20 protein-coding genes are annotated in these 17,759 nt (G+C 50.2%); 13 read left to right on the top strand and 7 right to left on the bottom strand.

The window, feature by feature from the left end:
* The first annotated feature begins 311 nt into the window (after window positions 1–311).
* From ghrA to NBA72_RS00020, 4 genes are all read left to right on the top strand, one after another.
* Window positions 312–1,250, top strand: a complete 939-nt coding sequence (gene ghrA / locus NBA72_RS00005) for a glyoxylate/hydroxypyruvate reductase GhrA (protein WP_042949838.1) — start codon at window positions 312–314, stop codon at window positions 1,248–1,250.
* An 84-nt stretch (window positions 1,251–1,334) separates the two neighbouring features.
* A complete protein-coding gene (locus NBA72_RS00010) occupies window positions 1,335–2,072 on the top strand; it encodes a phosphatase (RefSeq protein WP_000283643.1) in 738 nt (245 codons plus the stop codon).
* A 23-nt stretch (window positions 2,073–2,095) separates the two neighbouring features.
* A complete protein-coding gene (locus NBA72_RS00015; RefSeq protein WP_001001883.1) occupies window positions 2,096–2,650 on the top strand; it encodes a TorD/DmsD family molecular chaperone in 555 nt (184 codons plus the stop codon).
* Window positions 2,651–2,750: 100 nt separating this feature from the next.
* Window positions 2,751–3,233, top strand: a complete 483-nt coding sequence (locus tag NBA72_RS00020) for a DUF1097 domain-containing protein (protein ID WP_001546652.1) — start codon at window positions 2,751–2,753, stop codon at window positions 3,231–3,233.
* A gap of 38 nt (window positions 3,234–3,271) precedes the next feature.
* On the opposite strand, the gene csgG is transcribed toward NBA72_RS00020, so the two are convergent.
* From csgG to csgD, 4 genes are read right to left on the bottom strand one after another with little or no spacing between them, the layout of a single operon-like run.
* A complete protein-coding gene (gene csgG / locus NBA72_RS00025; RefSeq protein WP_001137620.1) occupies window positions 3,272–4,105 on the bottom strand; it encodes a curli production assembly/transport protein CsgG in 834 nt (277 codons plus the stop codon).
* A 26-nt stretch (window positions 4,106–4,131) separates the two neighbouring features.
* Complete coding sequence (gene csgF, locus NBA72_RS00030; RefSeq protein WP_001264073.1) at window positions 4,132–4,548, bottom strand: curli production assembly/transport protein CsgF; 417 nt, start codon at window positions 4,546–4,548, stop codon at window positions 4,132–4,134.
* 26 nt (window positions 4,549–4,574) lie between these two features.
* Window positions 4,575–4,970, bottom strand: a complete 396-nt coding sequence (gene csgE / locus NBA72_RS00035; RefSeq protein ID WP_000833307.1) for a curli production assembly/transport protein CsgE — start codon at window positions 4,968–4,970, stop codon at window positions 4,575–4,577.
* 4 nt (window positions 4,971–4,974) lie between these two features.
* Complete coding sequence (gene csgD, locus NBA72_RS00040; protein WP_000481517.1) at window positions 4,975–5,625, bottom strand: biofilm master transcriptional regulator CsgD; 651 nt, start codon at window positions 5,623–5,625, stop codon at window positions 4,975–4,977.
* A gap of 754 nt (window positions 5,626–6,379) precedes the next feature.
* Between csgD and csgB the strand changes: the two genes are divergently transcribed.
* The 6 genes from csgB to NBA72_RS00070 all read left to right on the top strand — a co-directional run bounded on the left by csgB (window position 6,380) and on the right by NBA72_RS00070 (window position 10,220).
* Entirely contained in the window at window positions 6,380–6,835 is a 456-nt protein-coding gene (gene csgB, locus NBA72_RS00045) for a curli minor subunit CsgB (RefSeq protein ID WP_000791655.1), read from the top strand.
* A gap of 41 nt (window positions 6,836–6,876) precedes the next feature.
* Entirely contained in the window at window positions 6,877–7,332 is a 456-nt protein-coding gene (csgA, locus tag NBA72_RS00050; RefSeq protein ID WP_000771416.1) for a curli major subunit CsgA, read from the top strand.
* A gap of 61 nt (window positions 7,333–7,393) precedes the next feature.
* Window positions 7,394–7,720: a curli assembly chaperone CsgC gene (gene csgC / locus NBA72_RS00055; RefSeq protein WP_000557256.1), complete on the top strand. Its 327-nt coding sequence runs from the start codon at window positions 7,394–7,396 to the stop codon at window positions 7,718–7,720.
* Between the two features lie 131 nt (window positions 7,721–7,851).
* On the top strand, window positions 7,852–8,172 hold the full coding sequence (locus NBA72_RS00060) for a type 1 fimbrial protein (RefSeq protein ID WP_042949841.1): 321 nt from the start codon (window positions 7,852–7,854) through the stop codon (window positions 8,170–8,172).
* Between the two features lie 85 nt (window positions 8,173–8,257).
* Window positions 8,258–8,797, top strand: coding sequence for an O-acetyl-ADP-ribose deacetylase (gene ymdB / locus NBA72_RS00065; RefSeq protein WP_000203944.1), 540 nt, complete (start codon window positions 8,258–8,260; stop codon window positions 8,795–8,797).
* The gene (locus tag NBA72_RS00070) at window positions 8,733–10,220 is read left to right on the top strand and encodes a phospholipase D family protein (RefSeq protein WP_000976323.1); all 1,488 of its coding nucleotides are present in this window, start codon (window positions 8,733–8,735) and stop codon (window positions 10,218–10,220) included. The genes ymdB and NBA72_RS00070 overlap by 65 nt, the downstream gene beginning before the upstream one ends.
* A gap of 16 nt (window positions 10,221–10,236) precedes the next feature.
* Here the strand turns inward: NBA72_RS00070 and mdoC are convergent, their stop codons facing one another.
* Window positions 10,237–11,391, bottom strand: coding sequence for a glucans biosynthesis protein MdoC (gene mdoC / locus NBA72_RS00075; protein WP_000100069.1), 1,155 nt, complete (start codon window positions 11,389–11,391; stop codon window positions 10,237–10,239).
* A gap of 271 nt (window positions 11,392–11,662) precedes the next feature.
* Between mdoC and mdoG the strand changes: the two genes are divergently transcribed.
* From mdoG to NBA72_RS00090, 3 genes are all read left to right on the top strand, one after another.
* Window positions 11,663–13,198, top strand: a complete 1,536-nt coding sequence (mdoG, locus tag NBA72_RS00080; RefSeq protein ID WP_001562609.1) for a glucans biosynthesis protein MdoG — start codon at window positions 11,663–11,665, stop codon at window positions 13,196–13,198.
* Window positions 13,191–15,734 (top strand): glucans biosynthesis glucosyltransferase MdoH, encoded by a 2,544-nt coding sequence (gene mdoH / locus NBA72_RS00085; protein WP_001044609.1) that lies wholly within the window; start codon window positions 13,191–13,193, stop codon window positions 15,732–15,734. The genes mdoG and mdoH overlap by 8 nt, the downstream gene beginning before the upstream one ends.
* 65 nt (window positions 15,735–15,799) lie before the next feature.
* On the top strand, window positions 15,800–16,027 hold the full coding sequence (locus NBA72_RS00090) for a YceK/YidQ family lipoprotein (protein WP_001217832.1): 228 nt from the start codon (window positions 15,800–15,802) through the stop codon (window positions 16,025–16,027).
* Here the strand turns inward: NBA72_RS00090 and NBA72_RS00095 are convergent, their stop codons facing one another.
* Both NBA72_RS00095 and mdtG read right to left on the bottom strand, forming a co-directional pair.
* Window positions 16,028–16,402 (bottom strand): MysB family protein, encoded by a 375-nt coding sequence (locus NBA72_RS00095; protein WP_000180050.1) that lies wholly within the window; start codon window positions 16,400–16,402, stop codon window positions 16,028–16,030.
* 81 nt (window positions 16,403–16,483) lie between these two features.
* Window positions 16,484–17,698: a multidrug efflux MFS transporter MdtG gene (mdtG, locus tag NBA72_RS00100; RefSeq protein ID WP_000075053.1), complete on the bottom strand. Its 1,215-nt coding sequence runs from the start codon at window positions 17,696–17,698 to the stop codon at window positions 16,484–16,486.
* Window positions 17,699–17,759: the final 61 nt, after the last annotated feature.

Here is a 17,759-nt window from a genome sequence, read left to right on the forward strand (position 1 = left end):
GGGGATTCGAACCCCCGATACGTTGCCGTATACACACTTTCCAGGCGTGCTCCTTCAGCCACTCGGACACCTCACCAAATTGTCGCTCCAGCATTACTGGAACGGGCGCTAATGTAGGGAAATATCCATTCTACGTCAATCAACTTTTTTAAAAAAAAGCGCGTTTATACAAACTTCCACCAATCTGTGGCTTTAATAAGCGAAAACTGCTTTTTTTGCCCGCGCCGGGAAATTTGCTATGCTGCACATCCCGTTGAAAACGCTGATAACAGGCGCAATCACATTCCGCACCATACTGCTCAGGAGATAACATGGAGATAATTTTTTATCACCCGACATTTAACGCCGCCTGGTGGGTAAATGCGCTGGAGAAGGCTCTCCCACATGCGCGCGTTCGTGAATGGAAGGTCGGTGATAACAACCCCGCAGACTATGCGCTTGTATGGCAGCCCCCGGTTGAAATGCTGGCCGGAAGACGCTTAAAAGCCGTCTTTGCGCTGGGCGCGGGGGTGGATGCAATTCTGAGTAAATTAAATGCGCATCCGGAAATGCTGGACGCCTCCATTCCTCTATTCCGTCTGGAAGATACCGGAATGGGCCTGCAAATGCAGGAGTATGCCGTCAGCCAGGTATTACACTGGTTCCGTCGTTTCGATGATTATCAGGCGCTGAAAAATCAGGCGCTATGGAAACCGTTGCCGGAATATACCCGCGAAGAGTTTAGCGTCGGTATCATGGGCGCAGGGGTACTGGGCGCAAAAGTGGCAGAAAGTCTACAGGCGTGGGGGTTCCCGTTACGTTGCTGGAGTCGTAGCCGCAAATCCTGGCCTGGCGTGGAAAGTTATGTAGGGCGTGAAGAGCTGCGCGCTTTCCTGAACCAGACGCGGGTGCTGATTAATCTGCTGCCGAATACGGCCCAAACGGTAGGAATTATTAATAGCGAATTGTTGGATCAATTGCCGGATGGCGCTTACGTGTTGAATCTCGCGCGCGGCGTGCATGTTCAGGAGGCGGATCTGCTGGCTGCGCTTGATAGCGGTAAGCTAAAAGGCGCGATGTTGGATGTCTTTAGCCAGGAACCGTTACCGCAGGAAAGTCCATTATGGCACCATCCGCGAGTCGCCATGACGCCGCACATTGCGGCAGTGACCCGTCCGGCGGAAGCCATCGATTATATTAGCCGCACCATTACCCAGCTGGAGAAGGGAGAGCCGGTGACGGGGCAGGTGGATCGGGCGAGAGGATATTGACATCAACCCGGCGCGGGCCGGGTTTCGCTAAAAAACGCTGGCGATACCTGCTATCCTTGTCGGAAATGACTACAGGAGAGAGCAATGTATCCCGTTGACCTGCATATGCATACCGTCGCCAGCACTCATGCCTACAGTACTCTGAGCGATTATATCGCGGAAGCCAAACGCAAAGGCATTAAACTTTTTGCGATTACCGATCATGGTCCGGACATGGAAGATGCGCCGCATCACTGGCATTTTATTAACATGCGCATCTGGCCGCGTCTGGTTGACGGCGTGGGGATACTGCGTGGCATTGAGGCGAATATCAAGAACATTAACGGTGAAATTGATTGCTCCGGAAAGATGTTCGACTCGCTGGATCTGATTATCGCAGGCTTTCATGAGCCCGTTTTTGCGCCGCATGATAAAGAAACCAATACCCAGGCGATGATCGCGACCATCGCCAGCGGCAAGGTGCATATAATTAGTCACCCCGGAAATCCAAAGTATCCAGTGGAGGTTAAAGCCATCGCGCAGGCGGCGGCGAAACACCATGTAGCGCTGGAAATCAACAACTCTTCTTTTCTGCATTCGCGTAAAGGAAGCGAAGATAATTGCCGCGCGGTCGCTGCCGCCGTACGCGATGCGGGAGGCTGGGTAGCGTTAGGCTCTGATTCCCATACGGCCTTTACGCTTGGCGATTTCACCGAATGCCGGAAAATTCTGGATGCGGTGAATTTTCCGGAAGATCGAATCCTGAACGTCTCGCCGCAGCGCTTACTGGCCTTTCTCGAATCACGCGGTATGGCGCCTGTACCGGAATTTGCCGAACTTTAATCGTTATTTATGGGAAGATATCAATGAATGAGTTTTCAATCCTGTGCCGTGTGCTGGGATCGTTGTTTTACCGCCAACCGCAAGATCCTTTACTGGTTCCGCTGTTTACGTTAATCCGTGAAGGTAAACTGGCGGCAAACTGGCCGCTGGAGCAGGATGACATGCTGGCGCGTTTACAGAAAAGCTGCGATATCACGCAGATTTCCACTGATTACAATGCGTTATTTGTTGGGGAAGAGTGCGCGGTAGCGCCATACCGCAGTGCGTGGGTCGAAGGCGCGGAAGAGTCTGAGGTGCGCGCTTTTTTAACGTCGCGAGGGATGCCGCTGGCCGATACGCCTGCCGATCACATTGGCACTTTATTGCTCGCGGCCTCCTGGCTGGAAGATCAGTCTGCCGAAGATGAAAGTGAAGCGCTGGAAACCTTATTTGCCGATTATCTGCTTCCCTGGTGCAATACCTTCCTCGGTAAAGTTGAAGCCCATGCCGTTACGCCATTCTGGCGCACTCTGGCGCCGCTAACGCGTGATGCGATAGGGGCCATGTGGGATGAACTTCAGGAAGAAGACGAAGAATAATGTGATGTAAATCACTTTTAACTGCAACTGGTTTTACATCATTGCATAAAATGTGTGCGTGATCTCATTAATGTGCCGCTTTTCTGTTATGATGCGCGCCATGAACATACTTCTTTCTATTGCTATTACGACGGGCATCCTTTCTGGAATATGGGGATGGGTGGCCGTCTCCCTGGGGTTACTAAGCTGGGCCGGTTTTTTAGGCTGTACGGCTTATTTCGCCTGTCCGCAGGGCGGCTTTAAGGGATTGTTGATTTCCGCCTGTACGCTGTTAAGCGGTATGGTGTGGGCGCTGGTCATTATTCACGGTAGCGCGTTGGCGCCGCATCTGGAAATTGTCAGTTACGTGTTGACGGGGATCGTGGCATTCCTGATGTGTATCCAGGCAAAGCAGCTATTGCTTTCTTTTGTCCCGGGAACATTTATCGGCGCCTGCGCGACATTTGCAGGGCAGGGTGACTGGCGGTTGGTATTACCGTCGCTGGCGCTGGGGCTAATCTTTGGCTATGCCATGAAAAATAGTGGGCTATGGCTGGCATCACGCCGCGAACAACATTCAGCGAATACGGCGGTCACAAAATAAAAAAAGCGTGGGGTCTTCCCCACGCTTTGTCGTATTCATCAGGATTCTGGCGGTACTGACAGCTCACGGTATTTCACCAGAATATCATTTTGCCTGTCCGCTTTATTCTGCAAATCCCACAGTCCGCGATCGATACCATCATTAATGAGGAAGATAACGCCGGTTTCAATGGCTGACATCAGACACAGCATCACCGGTTCGTTCGAGGTATAGCCGATTTCGCCTTCCAGTAAGCGCTGGTAATCAATAAAACGGAACACGCCTGCCTGTACTTCATAGGAAAGGATCGTTTTACTGGTGTTCACCGAAGAAAGGATCTCGCCCGTACTGACGTTAACCACGCGCAGGTTGACAGCAATCTGATCCAGCTGATACTGCGTATCGGCGCCAATACCGAAATATCTTGCGCCGACCCCGCCGGATTTGACGTTACTTTCATAACCAATAATAGAACCTTCCACCATAATATTTGCCGCCGTCAGCGACTGAAGCGGGATACGGTTATTCATCGCCACGGTGCCGTTTTCCTGGGCTGCGCGAATAATTTTCCGTTCATTCAAAAGATTCTGTAAGCCTTGTCGTTCCAGCGGGATAAACCAGCGCGAATCTTTCAGCGCAGTGACCAACATAGCGGTGGCGCTCTGCGGCACAGCCGTAGAAAAGTTACTTGCCGGGTAAGGTTTAAATTGGCCCGTTTCATCCTGAATGTTATATACCGAAACAAAGATCTTACCGGTGGGAGCAGGTAAGTGCGTCAAATCTTTGTAACTTTGTGCGCGGGGCATTAATGTCGGTTTCGCAGCTTGTTTCGGCGGGGCAGTTAAGCATCCGCTCAACAATAAAACGGCAACCAAAATAAGTAAGCGCGGCATGATTTATATCCTTTAGTGACTGTAGCTTAAAAATCGGTTGACTGAGTTTGTAAACCTGACACTTCGATGGTCGAGGTTCTTCCCGTTTTTCTGTCCGTGACGTTGAGCTGGAGCTGTCCGTCGCGATTAGCGATATCGATAATAAAATCGTTGGTCACCATACGTCCTGGTTTCCCGGTATTAATATTGGTCAACAAGCCGCCCAGAATTTGCGATTGAATAGCCTGTGTAAAGTTATCCAACGCTGAGGGGGTTTCGATACCAAAATCGTTATCATAAGCGGGGTCTTTATATGAATTTTGCGCCTGGGCGCTATTCAATAAAAAGGAACCGTTATTGGGGTTTCCACCAAAGTTAGGATTACGGAACTGGAACGTCATATTTCCAGCCCAGGTTAATGGCGAAAAAAGCATGAGTAGCACTACTGCATGTTTAACACGCATGACAGCCTCCGGATAAAAATCATGTTTTAGAATTCATCACGCGCTAAATCACTCGTACTTAATAGCGTTTGATCTATTTGTCGGCGATTTAATGCTTCCTCTGTTTGCGCTAATGCGAAGACGACGGTTTTCTCGAAGTCTCTTTTCATTGGAAATAAAAAGGTCTGGAAAATAACGTCCTGATTTACCGTTATGGTGATCCAGCTTCCCCAACGCGCACTGGGTCTTTCATTAATGGTCAGATTGCCGGTGTATTCGCTTTCCCATTTGTCGCTGAATGCACGATAGAATTCATGTCCTATCGAAGAGACGGTATGGTCGGTTAACAATCCGGGAACCTCGACTTCAACTTCATTGGCATGCAGGTTTCCGGTAGCGAACAGTAACTCTGCTGCTACAATCCAGGTCAGATAGCGTTTCATGGCCTTACCGCCTGAGATTATCGTTTGCCCATGAAACTGCCTGGGTGCGATTTTTGACAGCTATCTTTTTGAAAAGATTATAAAGATGTGTCTTAACCGTATTCTCGCTGATAAATAGCGACCTGGCGATTTCATTATTAGAGGCACCAATACGTAACTTATTGAGGATCTCTTTTTCGCGATGAGTGAGTAATGCGGACTCGGTGCTGTTGTAGCGGTAATTTCCTGAGTGTGTAATCAGGTAACTGGCTAATTTTTGTGAAAAATAGCATTCGCCCCGCAGAATACCCTGTAATCCGCTGACCACGTGTTCCTGGTCTTCAGTGGCGTAAAACACGCCGTTAATATGAGGCCAGTTTTCAATTTCACGGTAGGGATAATCGTCAGGGGTATTTAACAATAATGTTTTTATATTATTGTTTTTGCGGCTTAAATTATCCTGCCAATAGTGGATAAGCTTCTTATCCGCTTCCATCATATCCATTAAAACAATGCAACCGGCTGAGATATCTTCCAGAGAACGTTGAATATTATGCAGTTTTCCGGTTATGGCCAGCGATTGCTTTAAATGTTGCAATAATGCCGTAGCTTGCAGAGATGGCTTTGTGATCAACAATAGTGTGTGACCATGACTACTATGGACTTCATTAAACATGATGAAACTCCACTTTTTTTAATCGCACATCTGACAGCTGCCCCCATAAAATAAAGGCACCAGAAGTACTGACAGATGTTGCACTGCTGTGGGTTGAAATAGCCCATTATCCAGAAAGAGAAAAATATTTACGAAAATACTTTTAACTGTTTTCAATCTAGCCATTACAAATCTTAAAGCAAGTGTTAAACTTGTAACAATATGTAAAAATATATATTAAAATGTTGTTTTTGGGTTTTTTTGAAGTTTAGATTTGATAGTAAAGTTGTACATTTCGCTGTTATTGCATAGATTTAAAAAATCATACAAATTATAATAATTCATTGATTTTTAATCATTTTAATTATTATATGTTATGTTTTGATTTTATTTTTTCTTAAAATTTGAGACGTGGCATTAACCTGGACAGCACAAAGACAAAAAAAACGAAGTGTGTCACGTCTTGTGCGTATTGCCCCCCATAGGAAGCATAAGAACATCCCCATGGCGGCATAACATACACCAACACTTCATTTTTTGGGTTCGCGATACACTATCTTCTATGGCCAAAAATCAATTATAAAAAATCACATGGCTATCGTTTTATTAGCACTTTGGTATGAGCTTAAATAACAAAATACCACGCGTGGGTGAGTTATTAAAAATGTTTCCACGGACATACTCTTCATCGTAACGACGCGTTAACAAAAAACGCATGTCGCTAACAAGGTAATAGATAATTTTCGCTATGTACGACCAGGTCCAGGGTGACAGCATGAAAAACAAATTGTTATTTATGATGTTGACAATACTGGGTGCGCCTGGGATTGCAACCGCGACAAATTATGATCTGGCTCGTTCAGAGTATAATTTTGCGGTAAATGAATTAAGCAAGTCTTCATTTAATCAGGCGGCCATTATTGGTCAAGTCGGCACGGATAATAGTGCCAGAGTACGCCAGGAAGGATCAAAACTATTGTCCGTTATTTCACAAGAAGGAGGAAATAATCGGGCGAAAGTCGACCAGGCAGGGAATTATAACTTTGCGTATATTGAGCAAACGGGCAATGCCAACGATGCCAGTATATCGCAAAGCGCTTACGGTAATAGTGCGGCTATTATCCAGAAAGGTTCTGGAAATAAGGCCAATATTACCCAGTACGGTACGCAGAAAACAGCAGTTGTAGTGCAGAAACAGTCGCATATGGCTATTCGCGTCACCCAACGCTAATACCGTTACGACTTTTAAATCAATCCGATGGGGGTTTTACCATGAAACTTTTAAAAGTGGCAGCATTCGCAGCAATCGTAGTTTCTGGCAGTGCTCTGGCTGGCGTCGTTCCACAATGGGGCGGCGGCGGTAATCATAACGGCGGCGGCAATAGTTCCGGCCCGGACTCAACGTTGAGCATTTATCAGTACGGTTCCGCTAACGCTGCGCTTGCTCTGCAAAGCGATGCCCGTAAATCTGAAACGACCATTACCCAGAGCGGTTATGGTAACGGCGCCGATGTAGGCCAGGGTGCGGATAACAGTACTATTGAACTGACTCAGAATGGTTTCAGAAACAATGCCACCATCGACCAGTGGAACGCTAAAAACTCCGATATTACTGTCGGTCAATACGGCGGTAATAACGCCGCGCTGGTTAATCAGACCGCATCTGATTCCAGCGTAATGGTGCGTCAGGTTGGTTTTGGCAACAACGCCACGGCTAACCAGTATTAATTTAGCGTCTGCGCTAATAAAAAAACAGGGCGTAAGCCCTGTTTTTTTTCGGGAGGAAATTATGCATACTTTATTGCTCCTTGCCGCACTTTCAAATCAGATTACGTTTACCACGACTCAGCAAGGCGATATTTACACGGTGATCCCTCAGGTCACATTAAACGAACCCTGCGTCTGTCAGGTGCAAATTCTCTCTGTGCGCGACGGCGTCGGGGGACAAAGCCATACACAGCAAAAACAAACGCTATCTTTACCTGCTAATCAACCGATTGAGTTGTCTCGTCTTAGTGTAAATATATCTTCAGAGGACTCGGTTAAAATTATTGTTACTGTTTCGGACGGACAATCACTGCATTTATCACAACAATGGCCGCCTTCTGCACAGTAGTTTTTGATGGTGGCGGAAATGGATTGGCTGACCTGGGTATTAAAGAGGCGATAAAAGCGTCTCATCGTCTCGGCATGTCGCTAAAAGGTAACGCCGAACCCTCGAGGATGACTAATCATTGAGGAGTTAACATGTCCGTAATCAAGAAAAATATCCCTGCCATAGGCCTGTGTATCTGCGCTTTTTTTATCCATTCTGCGGTAGGGCAACAAACGGTACAGGGCGGCGTTATCCATTTTCGCGGCGTGATTGTTGAGCCACTGTGCGATATTTCTACTCACGCCGAAAATATTGATTTAACCTGCCTACGCGAAGGTAAAAAGCAAATGCACCGGATAGACCTTCGGCAGGCATCTGGATTACCGCAGGATATTCAGTCCATTGCGACGGTACGGCTGCATTATCTCGATGCGCAAAAAAGCCTGGCGGTGATGAATATTGAGTACCGTTAACGGCGGTGTCATAGATATAAAAAGAGCGACTCTGTTGAAAGCCCTGCTGTACACTTTGCAGATAAGGTGAGACAAAGGGGGGGTTATGACATCACGTCTTCAGGTCATACAGGGTGATATCACTCAACTTAGCGTCGATGCGATTGTGAATGCCGCTAACGCATCATTAATGGGCGGCGGCGGCGTAGACGGCGCGATTCATCGCGCGGCGGGGCCGGCATTGCTGGACGCCTGTAAACTCATCCGTCAGCAACAGGGCGAATGTCAGACGGGACATGCGGTTATCACGCCTGCTGGCAAGCTTTCGGCAAAGGCGGTTATTCACACAGTGGGGCCCGTCTGGCGAGGCGGCGAACACCAGGAGGCTGAGCTACTCGAAGAGGCATACCGGAATTGTTTGCTGCTTGCCGAGGCGAATCACTTTCGTTCCATCGCTTTTCCGGCAATCAGTACCGGCGTTTATGGCTATCCACGCGCCCAGGCCGCTGAAGTCGCCGTCAGGACGGTTTCAGATTTTATTACCCGTTACGCTCTGCCTGAACAGGTATACTTTGTCTGTTATGATGAAGAAACTGCCCGGCTTTACGCAAGATTACTTACTCAGCAAGGCGACGACCCTGCCTGATAAAACACGCCTGGAGCGTGCCGTTGAACCGCTATGCGCGCGCCATCCCGGAGAGTGCGGCATTCTGGCGCTGGATAACAGTCTGGACGCTTTTGCCGCCCGCTACCGCCTGACCGAAATGGCGGCGCGGACGCTGGATGTGCAGTATTATATTTGGGAAGACGATATGTCCGGGCGGCTGCTCTTTTCGGTACTGCTGTCGGCGGCGAAGCGCGGCGTTCATGTTCGTCTGCTGCTGGATGATAACAATACGCCTGGTCTGGATGATACGTTGCGCTTGCTGGATAGCCATCCTAATATCGAAGTTCGTCTGTTTAATCCTTTCTCTTTTCGTACGCTACGCGCGCTGGGATATTTGACGGATTTTGCGCGGCTGAATCGGCGGATGCACAATAAAAGTTACACTGCCGACGGCGTAGTGACGCTGGTCGGTGGGCGCAACATCGGCGATGCCTATTTCGGCGCTGGCGAGGAGCCGTTATTTTCCGATCTGGACGTGATGGCCATTGGCCCGGTGGTCAATGATGTCGCCAATGATTTTGAACGTTACTGGCGCTGTAGTTCAGTGTCGACATTGCAGCAAGTATTATCCCTTTCTGAGCAGGAACTGACGCAGCGTATCGAACTTCCCGAATCCTGGTATAACGATGAGATCACCCGCCGTTATCTGCATAAGCTGGAAACCAGCCAGTTTATGGCGGATCTCGATCGCGGAACGTTGCCGCTGATTTGGGCAAAAACACGCTTGCTTAGCGATGACCCTTCTAAAGGCGAGGGGAAGGCGCAGCGCCATTCGCTTCTTCCGCAGCGATTATTTGACGTGATGGGGTCGCCGACGGAGCGTATCGACATTATTTCCGCTTACTTTGTCCCTACGCGCGCAGGCGTGGCGCAGTTGCTTAATCTGGTCAGGAAAGGCGTGAAGATCGCCATCTTAACTAACTCTCTGGCGGCCAACGATGTGGCGGTCGTTCACGCAGGGTACGCGCGCTGGCGCAAGAAATTACTGCGCTATGGCGTGGAGCTCTACGAACTGAAACCGACCCGCGAACATGAAACCGCCGTACATGATCGCGGACTCACCGGGAACTCAGGTTCCAGCTTACATGCTAAAACGTTCAGTATTGATGGTAGTAAGGTGTTTATCGGATCGCTTAATTTTGATCCCCGTTCAACGCTTTTAAATACCGAAATGGGCTTTGTCATTGAAAGTGAAACGCTGGCGACGCTTATTCATAAGCGTTTTACGCAGAGCCAACGCGATGCGGCCTGGCAACTGCGGCTGGATCGCTGGGGACGAATTAACTGGATCGATCGTCAGCAAGAAGAGGAAAAGGTGTTAAAGAAAGAACCCGCTACGCGTTTCTGGCAGCGAGTTCTGGTACGGTTGGCGGCAATTTTACCTGTGGAATGGTTGCTGTGAACCCGCGCGCGGAAAACTACCCGATCGCGGCGCGGCTTTCTTGTTTTACCGGCGGTTTACCTGAAAAGAGAAATTTCAGGAGCGGGATGCGTAAATGAATTTCATACAGAATTAACGCAATACCCATAACAAATATCAGCCCGCACAAGAACCCGATCAGGTTGGAGGAGATATGCGGCGTAATATACGCGCCAAAGAAAAGCGTTAAGGGATGATGCACCAGATAGATAAACAGCGAAGCATTTACGAAATAGGTGACGCGCGCGGACTGGAAGTTTAACAAGCGATGCCCCAGTGAGAATACCACGTTCACCATCCACAGCCCCATTACCATCGTAATCACGGATTCGGTTTCGTACATCCAGGCGTCGCCGCTCCCATAACGTTGATTCAGCAGATACGCGATAAAAGCAACGGCAGCGCCTAAAGTGCATCCGCGTGAGGGCGTGGTGAAGCGCGCTTTCAGATCGGGGTGAATGAAGGCCAACGCGCCGAGAATAAAAAATGGCACATAAAATAGCGTTTGCATCACAATAAAATTGAACATGCCGTCACTGAGGATTGCCGGATATACGATGAAAATAATGCGCCTGATAGCGGCGTAAGCCATCCCCAGCAGGAAAAAAATAAGCGAAAGCCTGGCCAGTGAAATAGCGGCGGGACGAGGCTTACTTGTTTCCTGCCTTTTTTGGAACCAGGTAAAAATCCCGATGCTGACTGTGGTTAATATCACCAGCACCAGTAAAAACCACAGATGTGAAATGAGTTCCCACGCTAACGTATTATATTTTTCATAGGCAGAGAGTGTAGGCCAGTTCTCTGTTTTCTCTTTGACATATTGCAACAGGATAAATTGCGGCAAGGTAAGCAAAGGGATTGCGGTAAGCATGGGAATACCCACACGTTCTACCCGTACTTTCCACCAGCGTTTTAACGGATAACGCAAAAACAACATGTACGAAAAATAACCAGAAATAACAAAAAACACCTGCATACGAAAAGCGTGGATAAAATCGTTAAACAGAGTTAGCCACCACGATGGCGTGGCGCTATTGACATGCCAACTGTGAGTGGAATAGATCAACGAGATATGAAAGGGAATCCCTAACAACATCAACCATGCGCGGATAGAGTCAAGAAAATATTCACGCGGCGCGGGTACAGAGCTCATATAAGGTCACGTATTCTCAGATTTTTCACCTTATCCATAAGGCGAATTATAGTTACATTCGGTAGCAACCCTACACCAACTCCGACAACCTGTCTCCAGGATAAGCACGCAAAGTGAAAACAGGCGCGGGAGGTGCTTAATCCATGAGCCAGCGCGCTGAACAAAGCCTGGATTCAGTTGTCGTAATGCCTGATTATCCATTAAAATGGATCGGATCGATATAAGCACACAAAGGGGGAAGTGCTTACTTATTATGAAACATAAACGACAAATGATGAAAATGCGTTGGTTGGGCGCAGCTATTATGTTAACGCTTTACGCATCATCGAGCTGGGCGTTCAGTATTGATGACGTGGCAAAACAAGCTCAATCTTTAGCCGGGAAAGGCTATGAGGCGCCTAAAAGCAACTTGCCCTCCGTTTTCCGCGACATGAAATATGCGGATTATCAGCAGATCCAGTTTAACAGCGATAAAGCCTACTGGAACAACTTAAAGACCCCTTTTAAGCTCGAATTTTACCATCAGGGGATGTACTTCGATACGCCGGTCAAGATTAACGAAGTGACGGCGACGACGGTCAAAAGAATCAAATACAGCCCGGATTACTTCAATTTTGGCAATGTTCAGCACGATAAAGACACGGTAAAAGATTTAGGCTTCGCCGGGTTCAAAGTACTGTACCCCATCAACAGTAAAGATAAGAACGACGAAATCGTCAGTATGCTTGGCGCCAGCTATTTCCGCGTTATCGGCGCAGGCCAGGTATATGGCTTATCTGCGCGCGGCCTGGCGATTGATACCGCCTTACCATCTGGTGAAGAGTTTCCCCGCTTTCGCGAGTTCTGGATTGAGCGTCCAAAACCCACCGATAAGCGTTTGACCGTCTATGCATTACTCGATTCTCCGCGCGCGACCGGCGCTTACCGTTTTGTGATCATTCCTGGCCGCGATACCGTGGTGGACGTGCAGTCAAAAGTCTATCTGCGCGATAAAGTGGGCAAGCTGGGCGTTGCGCCATTAACCAGTATGTTCCTGTTTGGGCCAAACCAGCCGTCGCCGACGACCAACTATCGTCCGGAATTGCATGACTCGAACGGCTTATCCATTCATGCAGGTAATGGCGAGTGGATTTGGCGTCCGCTGAACAATCCAAAACACCTCGCTGTGAGCAGTTATGCGATGGAAAACCCTCAGGGATTCGGCCTGTTGCAGCGTGGTCGCGAGTTCTCGCGCTTTGAAGATTTAGACGATCGCTACGACCTGCGTCCAAGCGCCTGGATTACCCCGAAAGGCGACTGGGGCAAAGGTAAGGTTGAACTGGTTGAAATTCCGACCAATGATGAAACCAACGATAACATCGTCGCTTACTGGACTCCGGATCAACTGCCGGAACCGGGTAAAGAGATGAACTTCAAGTACACTCTGACCTTCAGCCGCGATGAAGATAAACTTCATGCGCCGGATAATGCCTGGGTGCTGCAAACACGCCGCTCAACGGGCGACGTTAAACAGTCGAATCTGATTCGCCAGCCCGACGGCACTATTGCCTTTGTGGTGGATTTCGTTGGCGCCGACATGAAAAAACTGCCGCCGGATACGCCCGTCGCTGCGCAAACCAGCATTGGCGATAACGGTGAAATCGTTGACAGTAATGTACGCTATAACCCAGTCACTAAAGGCTGGCGTTTAATGCTGCGCGTGAAAGTCAAAGACGCGAAGAAAACCACGGAAATGCGTGCCGCATTGGTGAATGCCGATCAGACGCTAAGTGAAACCTGGAGCTACCAGTTACCTGCCAATGAATAAAACAACTGAGTATATTGACGCACTGCTGCTTTCTGAACGTGAGAAAGCGGCATTGCCGAAAACTGACATCCGCGCCGTGCATCAGGCGCTGGATGCCGAGCATCGGACTTACTCGCGAGAAGACGATTCACCGCAGGGTTCCGTAAAAGCCCGCCTTGAACACGCCTGGCCGGATTCATTGGCGAAGGGGCAGTTAATTAAAGATGATGAAGGGCGCGATCAGTTGCAGGCTATGCCAAAAGCGACGCGCTCTTCGATGTTTCCCGATCCCTGGCGAACCAACCCGGTTGGCCGTTTTTGGGATCGCCTGCGTGGGCGGGATGTAACGCCGCGCTATGTTTCTCGTCTGACAAAAGAAGAGCAGGCGAGCGAGCAAAAATGGCGTACCGTCGGCACTATACGCCGCTATATTTTGTTAATTTTGACTCTGGCGCAAACCGTCGTCGCGACCTGGTATATGAAGACCATTCTGCCTTATCAGGGATGGGCGCTCATCAATCCTATGGATATGGTGGGGCAGGATATTTGGGTCTCTTTTATGCAGCTCCTGCCCTACATGCTGCAAACCGGTATCCTGATTCTGTTTGCCGTGCTGTTCTGCTGGGTGTCAGCCGGATTCTGGACGGCGCTGATGGGCTTCCTGCAACTGCTTATCGGGCGCGATAAGTACAGCATCTCCGCGTCTACGGTTGGCGATGAGCCCCTCAATCCGGAACACCGGACGGCGCTGATCATGCCTATCTGTAATGAAGACGTTAGCCGCGTTTTCGCCGGTCTGCGCGCGACCTGGGAGTCCGTTAAAGCCACAGGCAACGCCGCGCATTTCGACGTCTATATCCTTAGCGACAGTTATAACCCGGATATCTGCGTGGCGGAGCAAAAGGCGTGGATGGAGCTTATTGCGGAAGTGCAGGGCGAAGGCCAAATTTTTTACCGTCGCCGCCGCCGCCGTATGAAACGCAAAAGCGGCAATATTGACGATTTTTGCCGCCGCTGGGGCAATCAGTACAGCTATATGGTGGTGCTGGACGCGGACTCAGTGATGAGCGGCGAGTGTCTGAGCGGGCTGGTGCGTCTGATGGAAGCGAATCCAAACGCCGGGATTATCCAGTCTTCGCCGAAAGCGTCGGGAATGGATACTCTGTATGCCCGCTGCCAACAGTTCGCGACCCGTGTTTATGGACCGCTGTTTACCGCCGGGCTGCACTTCTGGCAGCTGGGGGAGTCGCACTACTGGGGGCACAATGCCATTATCCGCGTGAAGCCGTTTATCGAGCACTGCGCTCTGGCGCCGCTGCCGGGAGAAGGTTCGTTCGCCGGATCGATTCTTTCCCACGACTTTGTGGAGGCGGCGCTAATGCGTCGGGCAGGGTGGGGCGTCTGGATTGCCTACGATCTCCCCGGTTCCTATGAAGAGCTGCCGCCAAACCTGCTGGATGAGCTTAAACGCGACCGCCGCTGGTGTCACGGCAACCTGATGAACTTTCGTCTGTTCCTGGTGAAAGGAATGCACCCGGTGCATCGCGCCGTGTTCCTGACGGGGGTAATGTCATATCTGTCCGCGCCGTTATGGTTTATGTTCCTCGCGCTTTCTACCGCGCTGCAGGTCGTTCATGCGTTAACAGAGCCGCAATATTTCCTTCAGCCGCGCCAGCTTTTTCCGGTCTGGCCGCAGTGGCGTCCGGAACTGGCAATCGCGCTGTTTGCGTCAACGATGGTGCTGCTGTTCCTGCCGAAGCTGCTCAGTATTATGCTGATCTGGTGTAAAGGCACCAAAGAGTATGGCGGTTTCTGGCGCGTTACGCTGTCGCTGTTGCTGGAAGTGCTGTTCTCCGTGTTGCTGGCGCCGGTGCGTATGCTGTTTCATACCGTGTTTGTGGTCAGCGCGTTCCTCGGCTGGGAAGTGGTCTGGAACTCACCGCAACGCGACGATGATTCTACGCCGTGGGGAGAAGCCTTTATGCGTCACGGCTCTCAACTGCTGCTGGGGCTGGTCTGGGCGGTGGGTATGGCGTGGCTGGATTTACGCTTTCTGTTCTGGCTGGCGCCGATTGTCTTTTCGCTGATTCTGTCGCCATTTGTTTCGGTGATCTCCAGTCGTTCAACGGTAGGATTACGCACCAAACGCTGGAAGCTGTTCCTGATCCCGGAAGAGTATTCGCCGCCTCAGGTGTTGGTCGATACCGATAAATATCTGGAGATGAATCGCCGCCGTATTCTGGACGATGGCTTTATGCATGCGGTATTTAACCCGTCGCTGAATGCGCTGGCGACCGCGATGGCCACTGCGCGTCACCGCGCCAGTAAGGTGCTGGAAATAGCCCGCGATCGCCATGTGGAGCAGGCGCTAAACGAAACGCCGGAGAAACTGAACCGCGATCGGCGTCTGGTTTTGCTCAGCGATCCGGTGACGATGGCGCGTTTACACTATCGGGTCTGGAATGCGCCAGAGAGATACTCTTCCTGGGTAAACCATTATCAGTCTCTCGTCCTGAATCCGCAGGCGTTGCAGGGGCGAACATCGTCAGCGGGATAAGGTCTGGAGTGAGGTGAAAAATACCGGCGTGATGCCGGTATTTTTATAGTGAAATGAGGTATCAGGTGCGTATATTCGCGGTGAGCATAATGGTGATTACCCTGAGCGGCTGCGGCAGTATTATCAGCAGAACGATCCCCGGACAAGGACACGGCAACCAGTATTACCCTGGCGTGCAGTGGGATATGCGTGATTCCGCATGGCGCTATATCACTATCCTCGATCTGCCCTTCTCACTGATCTTCGATACACTGCTGCTGCCGCTCGATATTCACCACGGGCCTTATGAGTAATTAACGCTCATCCCATTCGTCTGCCGCAGTACGGCCTTCCTCGGTATCAAGCGGGGGTTCAAGCTGGAATTCCCCTTCATCCCATTCATGCAAAGTATTCTCTTCCTGCCATTCCTGGCGGATCTCTATCTCATCATAATCGCCGTCAAACACGCTCTGCGCGGCTTCACCACTCAGCATCGGCAGACATTCGCCATCTTCACCTTCATCGGCGAAAAATTCGACCTGCCACATGATGTCCCCATCCTGCAGTACATATTTCTGAACGTTGAACTGCTGCACATTCGCTTCATCTTGTTCGAGGCCTGGATGGTCAGCCAGAAATTCTTCCCGGGCAGCATCGATAGCTTCTTCCAGCGTGGCATACATGGTCATCAGTGTCTCCCTTTGATTTGACGAGGTATTTAGGGAAAGAATAGCTGATTCTGTGATATTGCAAGTATGAAAGCGCAAAAATCATTCTATTGCCAGTCTGCGCCGTCGTAAGCTGTTCCATGAATAGATAGCATTGAACAACACCACGCCTGCCGTGACGCAGAATACGGCGCGGAAGCCATAGCTCGCGGAAATTGCGGCGCCCATGAGAGGGCCGGTGACGTTGCCGATATCGCGGAAAGATTGGTTGTAACTGAATATGCGCCCGGCTATCTGGTTGGTAGAGTTGTAAACCAGCAGAGTTTGAACGGCTGGCAGCAGCGCGCCATCCGCCGCGCCAAGCAGAAACCGCAATAGAGCGAGCTGCCACGGCGTTTGCACAAAAGACATTGGAATCAGCAGCAGTACGGAAATAATCAGCGCGACGATAAGGATCTTTTCCGGGCCAATTCTGTCGCCGAGCTTGCCGAGCCGGGGGGCGCTAAGTAATGCCGCCACGCCGGGAACGGACGCTATCATCCCGCTAATGAACGCAATATTACTGACATTTCCCGCGAGTTCGCGCACATAGAGCGTCAGGATGGGCGCAATAGACCCCGTCGCCACCTGAATAATCAGCGTGGTGACAAACAGGCTTAACACCAGGCGGGGATTTTTTAACGAGGCGACCACTTCCCGAACGTGAAGCATCTCTTTTTTGCTCACCGGCAGGAAATTCTCGCGAATAAAAAAGAAGGTGAGCAGAAAACAGATAAACAAAACGCTGGCGGTAATAAAAAAGACCGGGCGAAGGCCGTAATGGTCGGCGAGCAGACCACCCGCAAGTGGGCCAAGCAGAGCGCCGCTGACGCCGCCAGTAGAGAGCGTCCCTAGCGCCCAGCCGCTTTTGTGGCGCGGCACCTGAGTGGCGATGAGCGCATTGGCGTTGGGAATAAATCCGCCCAGCAGGCCTAATAACGCGCGGAGGATCAGAAATTGCCAGATATTTTGCGCCATGCCCATTAACAGCATCACAATGGCCATGCCGAGAGCGGAACGCAACAGCATGATCTTACGCCCTTTACGATCCGCCAGACCGCCCCAAAAAGGGGAAGCGATAGCTGAAAAGAGGAACGTAATACTAAAGACCAGCCCGGACCACATGTTGAGCGCGCTATGGCCTGTTACGCCGAGTTGCTCAACGTAGAGAGGGAGAAAAGGCATGACCAGACTGAATGCCGCGCCGGTTAAAAAACAGCCCAGCCAGGTAACGGTTAGATTGCGTTTCCAGTTTATGGGGACATCAGAGGGTGACATAGCGTTCCACAGTATGATGCGCGGTTTGCGCTATCATCAATTTAATTATGAGCGTACTAAT

It is taken from the genome of Salmonella sp. NW1250, from assembly GCF_051812965.1.
Classification (GTDB): Bacteria; Pseudomonadota; Gammaproteobacteria; order Enterobacterales; family Enterobacteriaceae; genus Salmonella; species Salmonella enterica.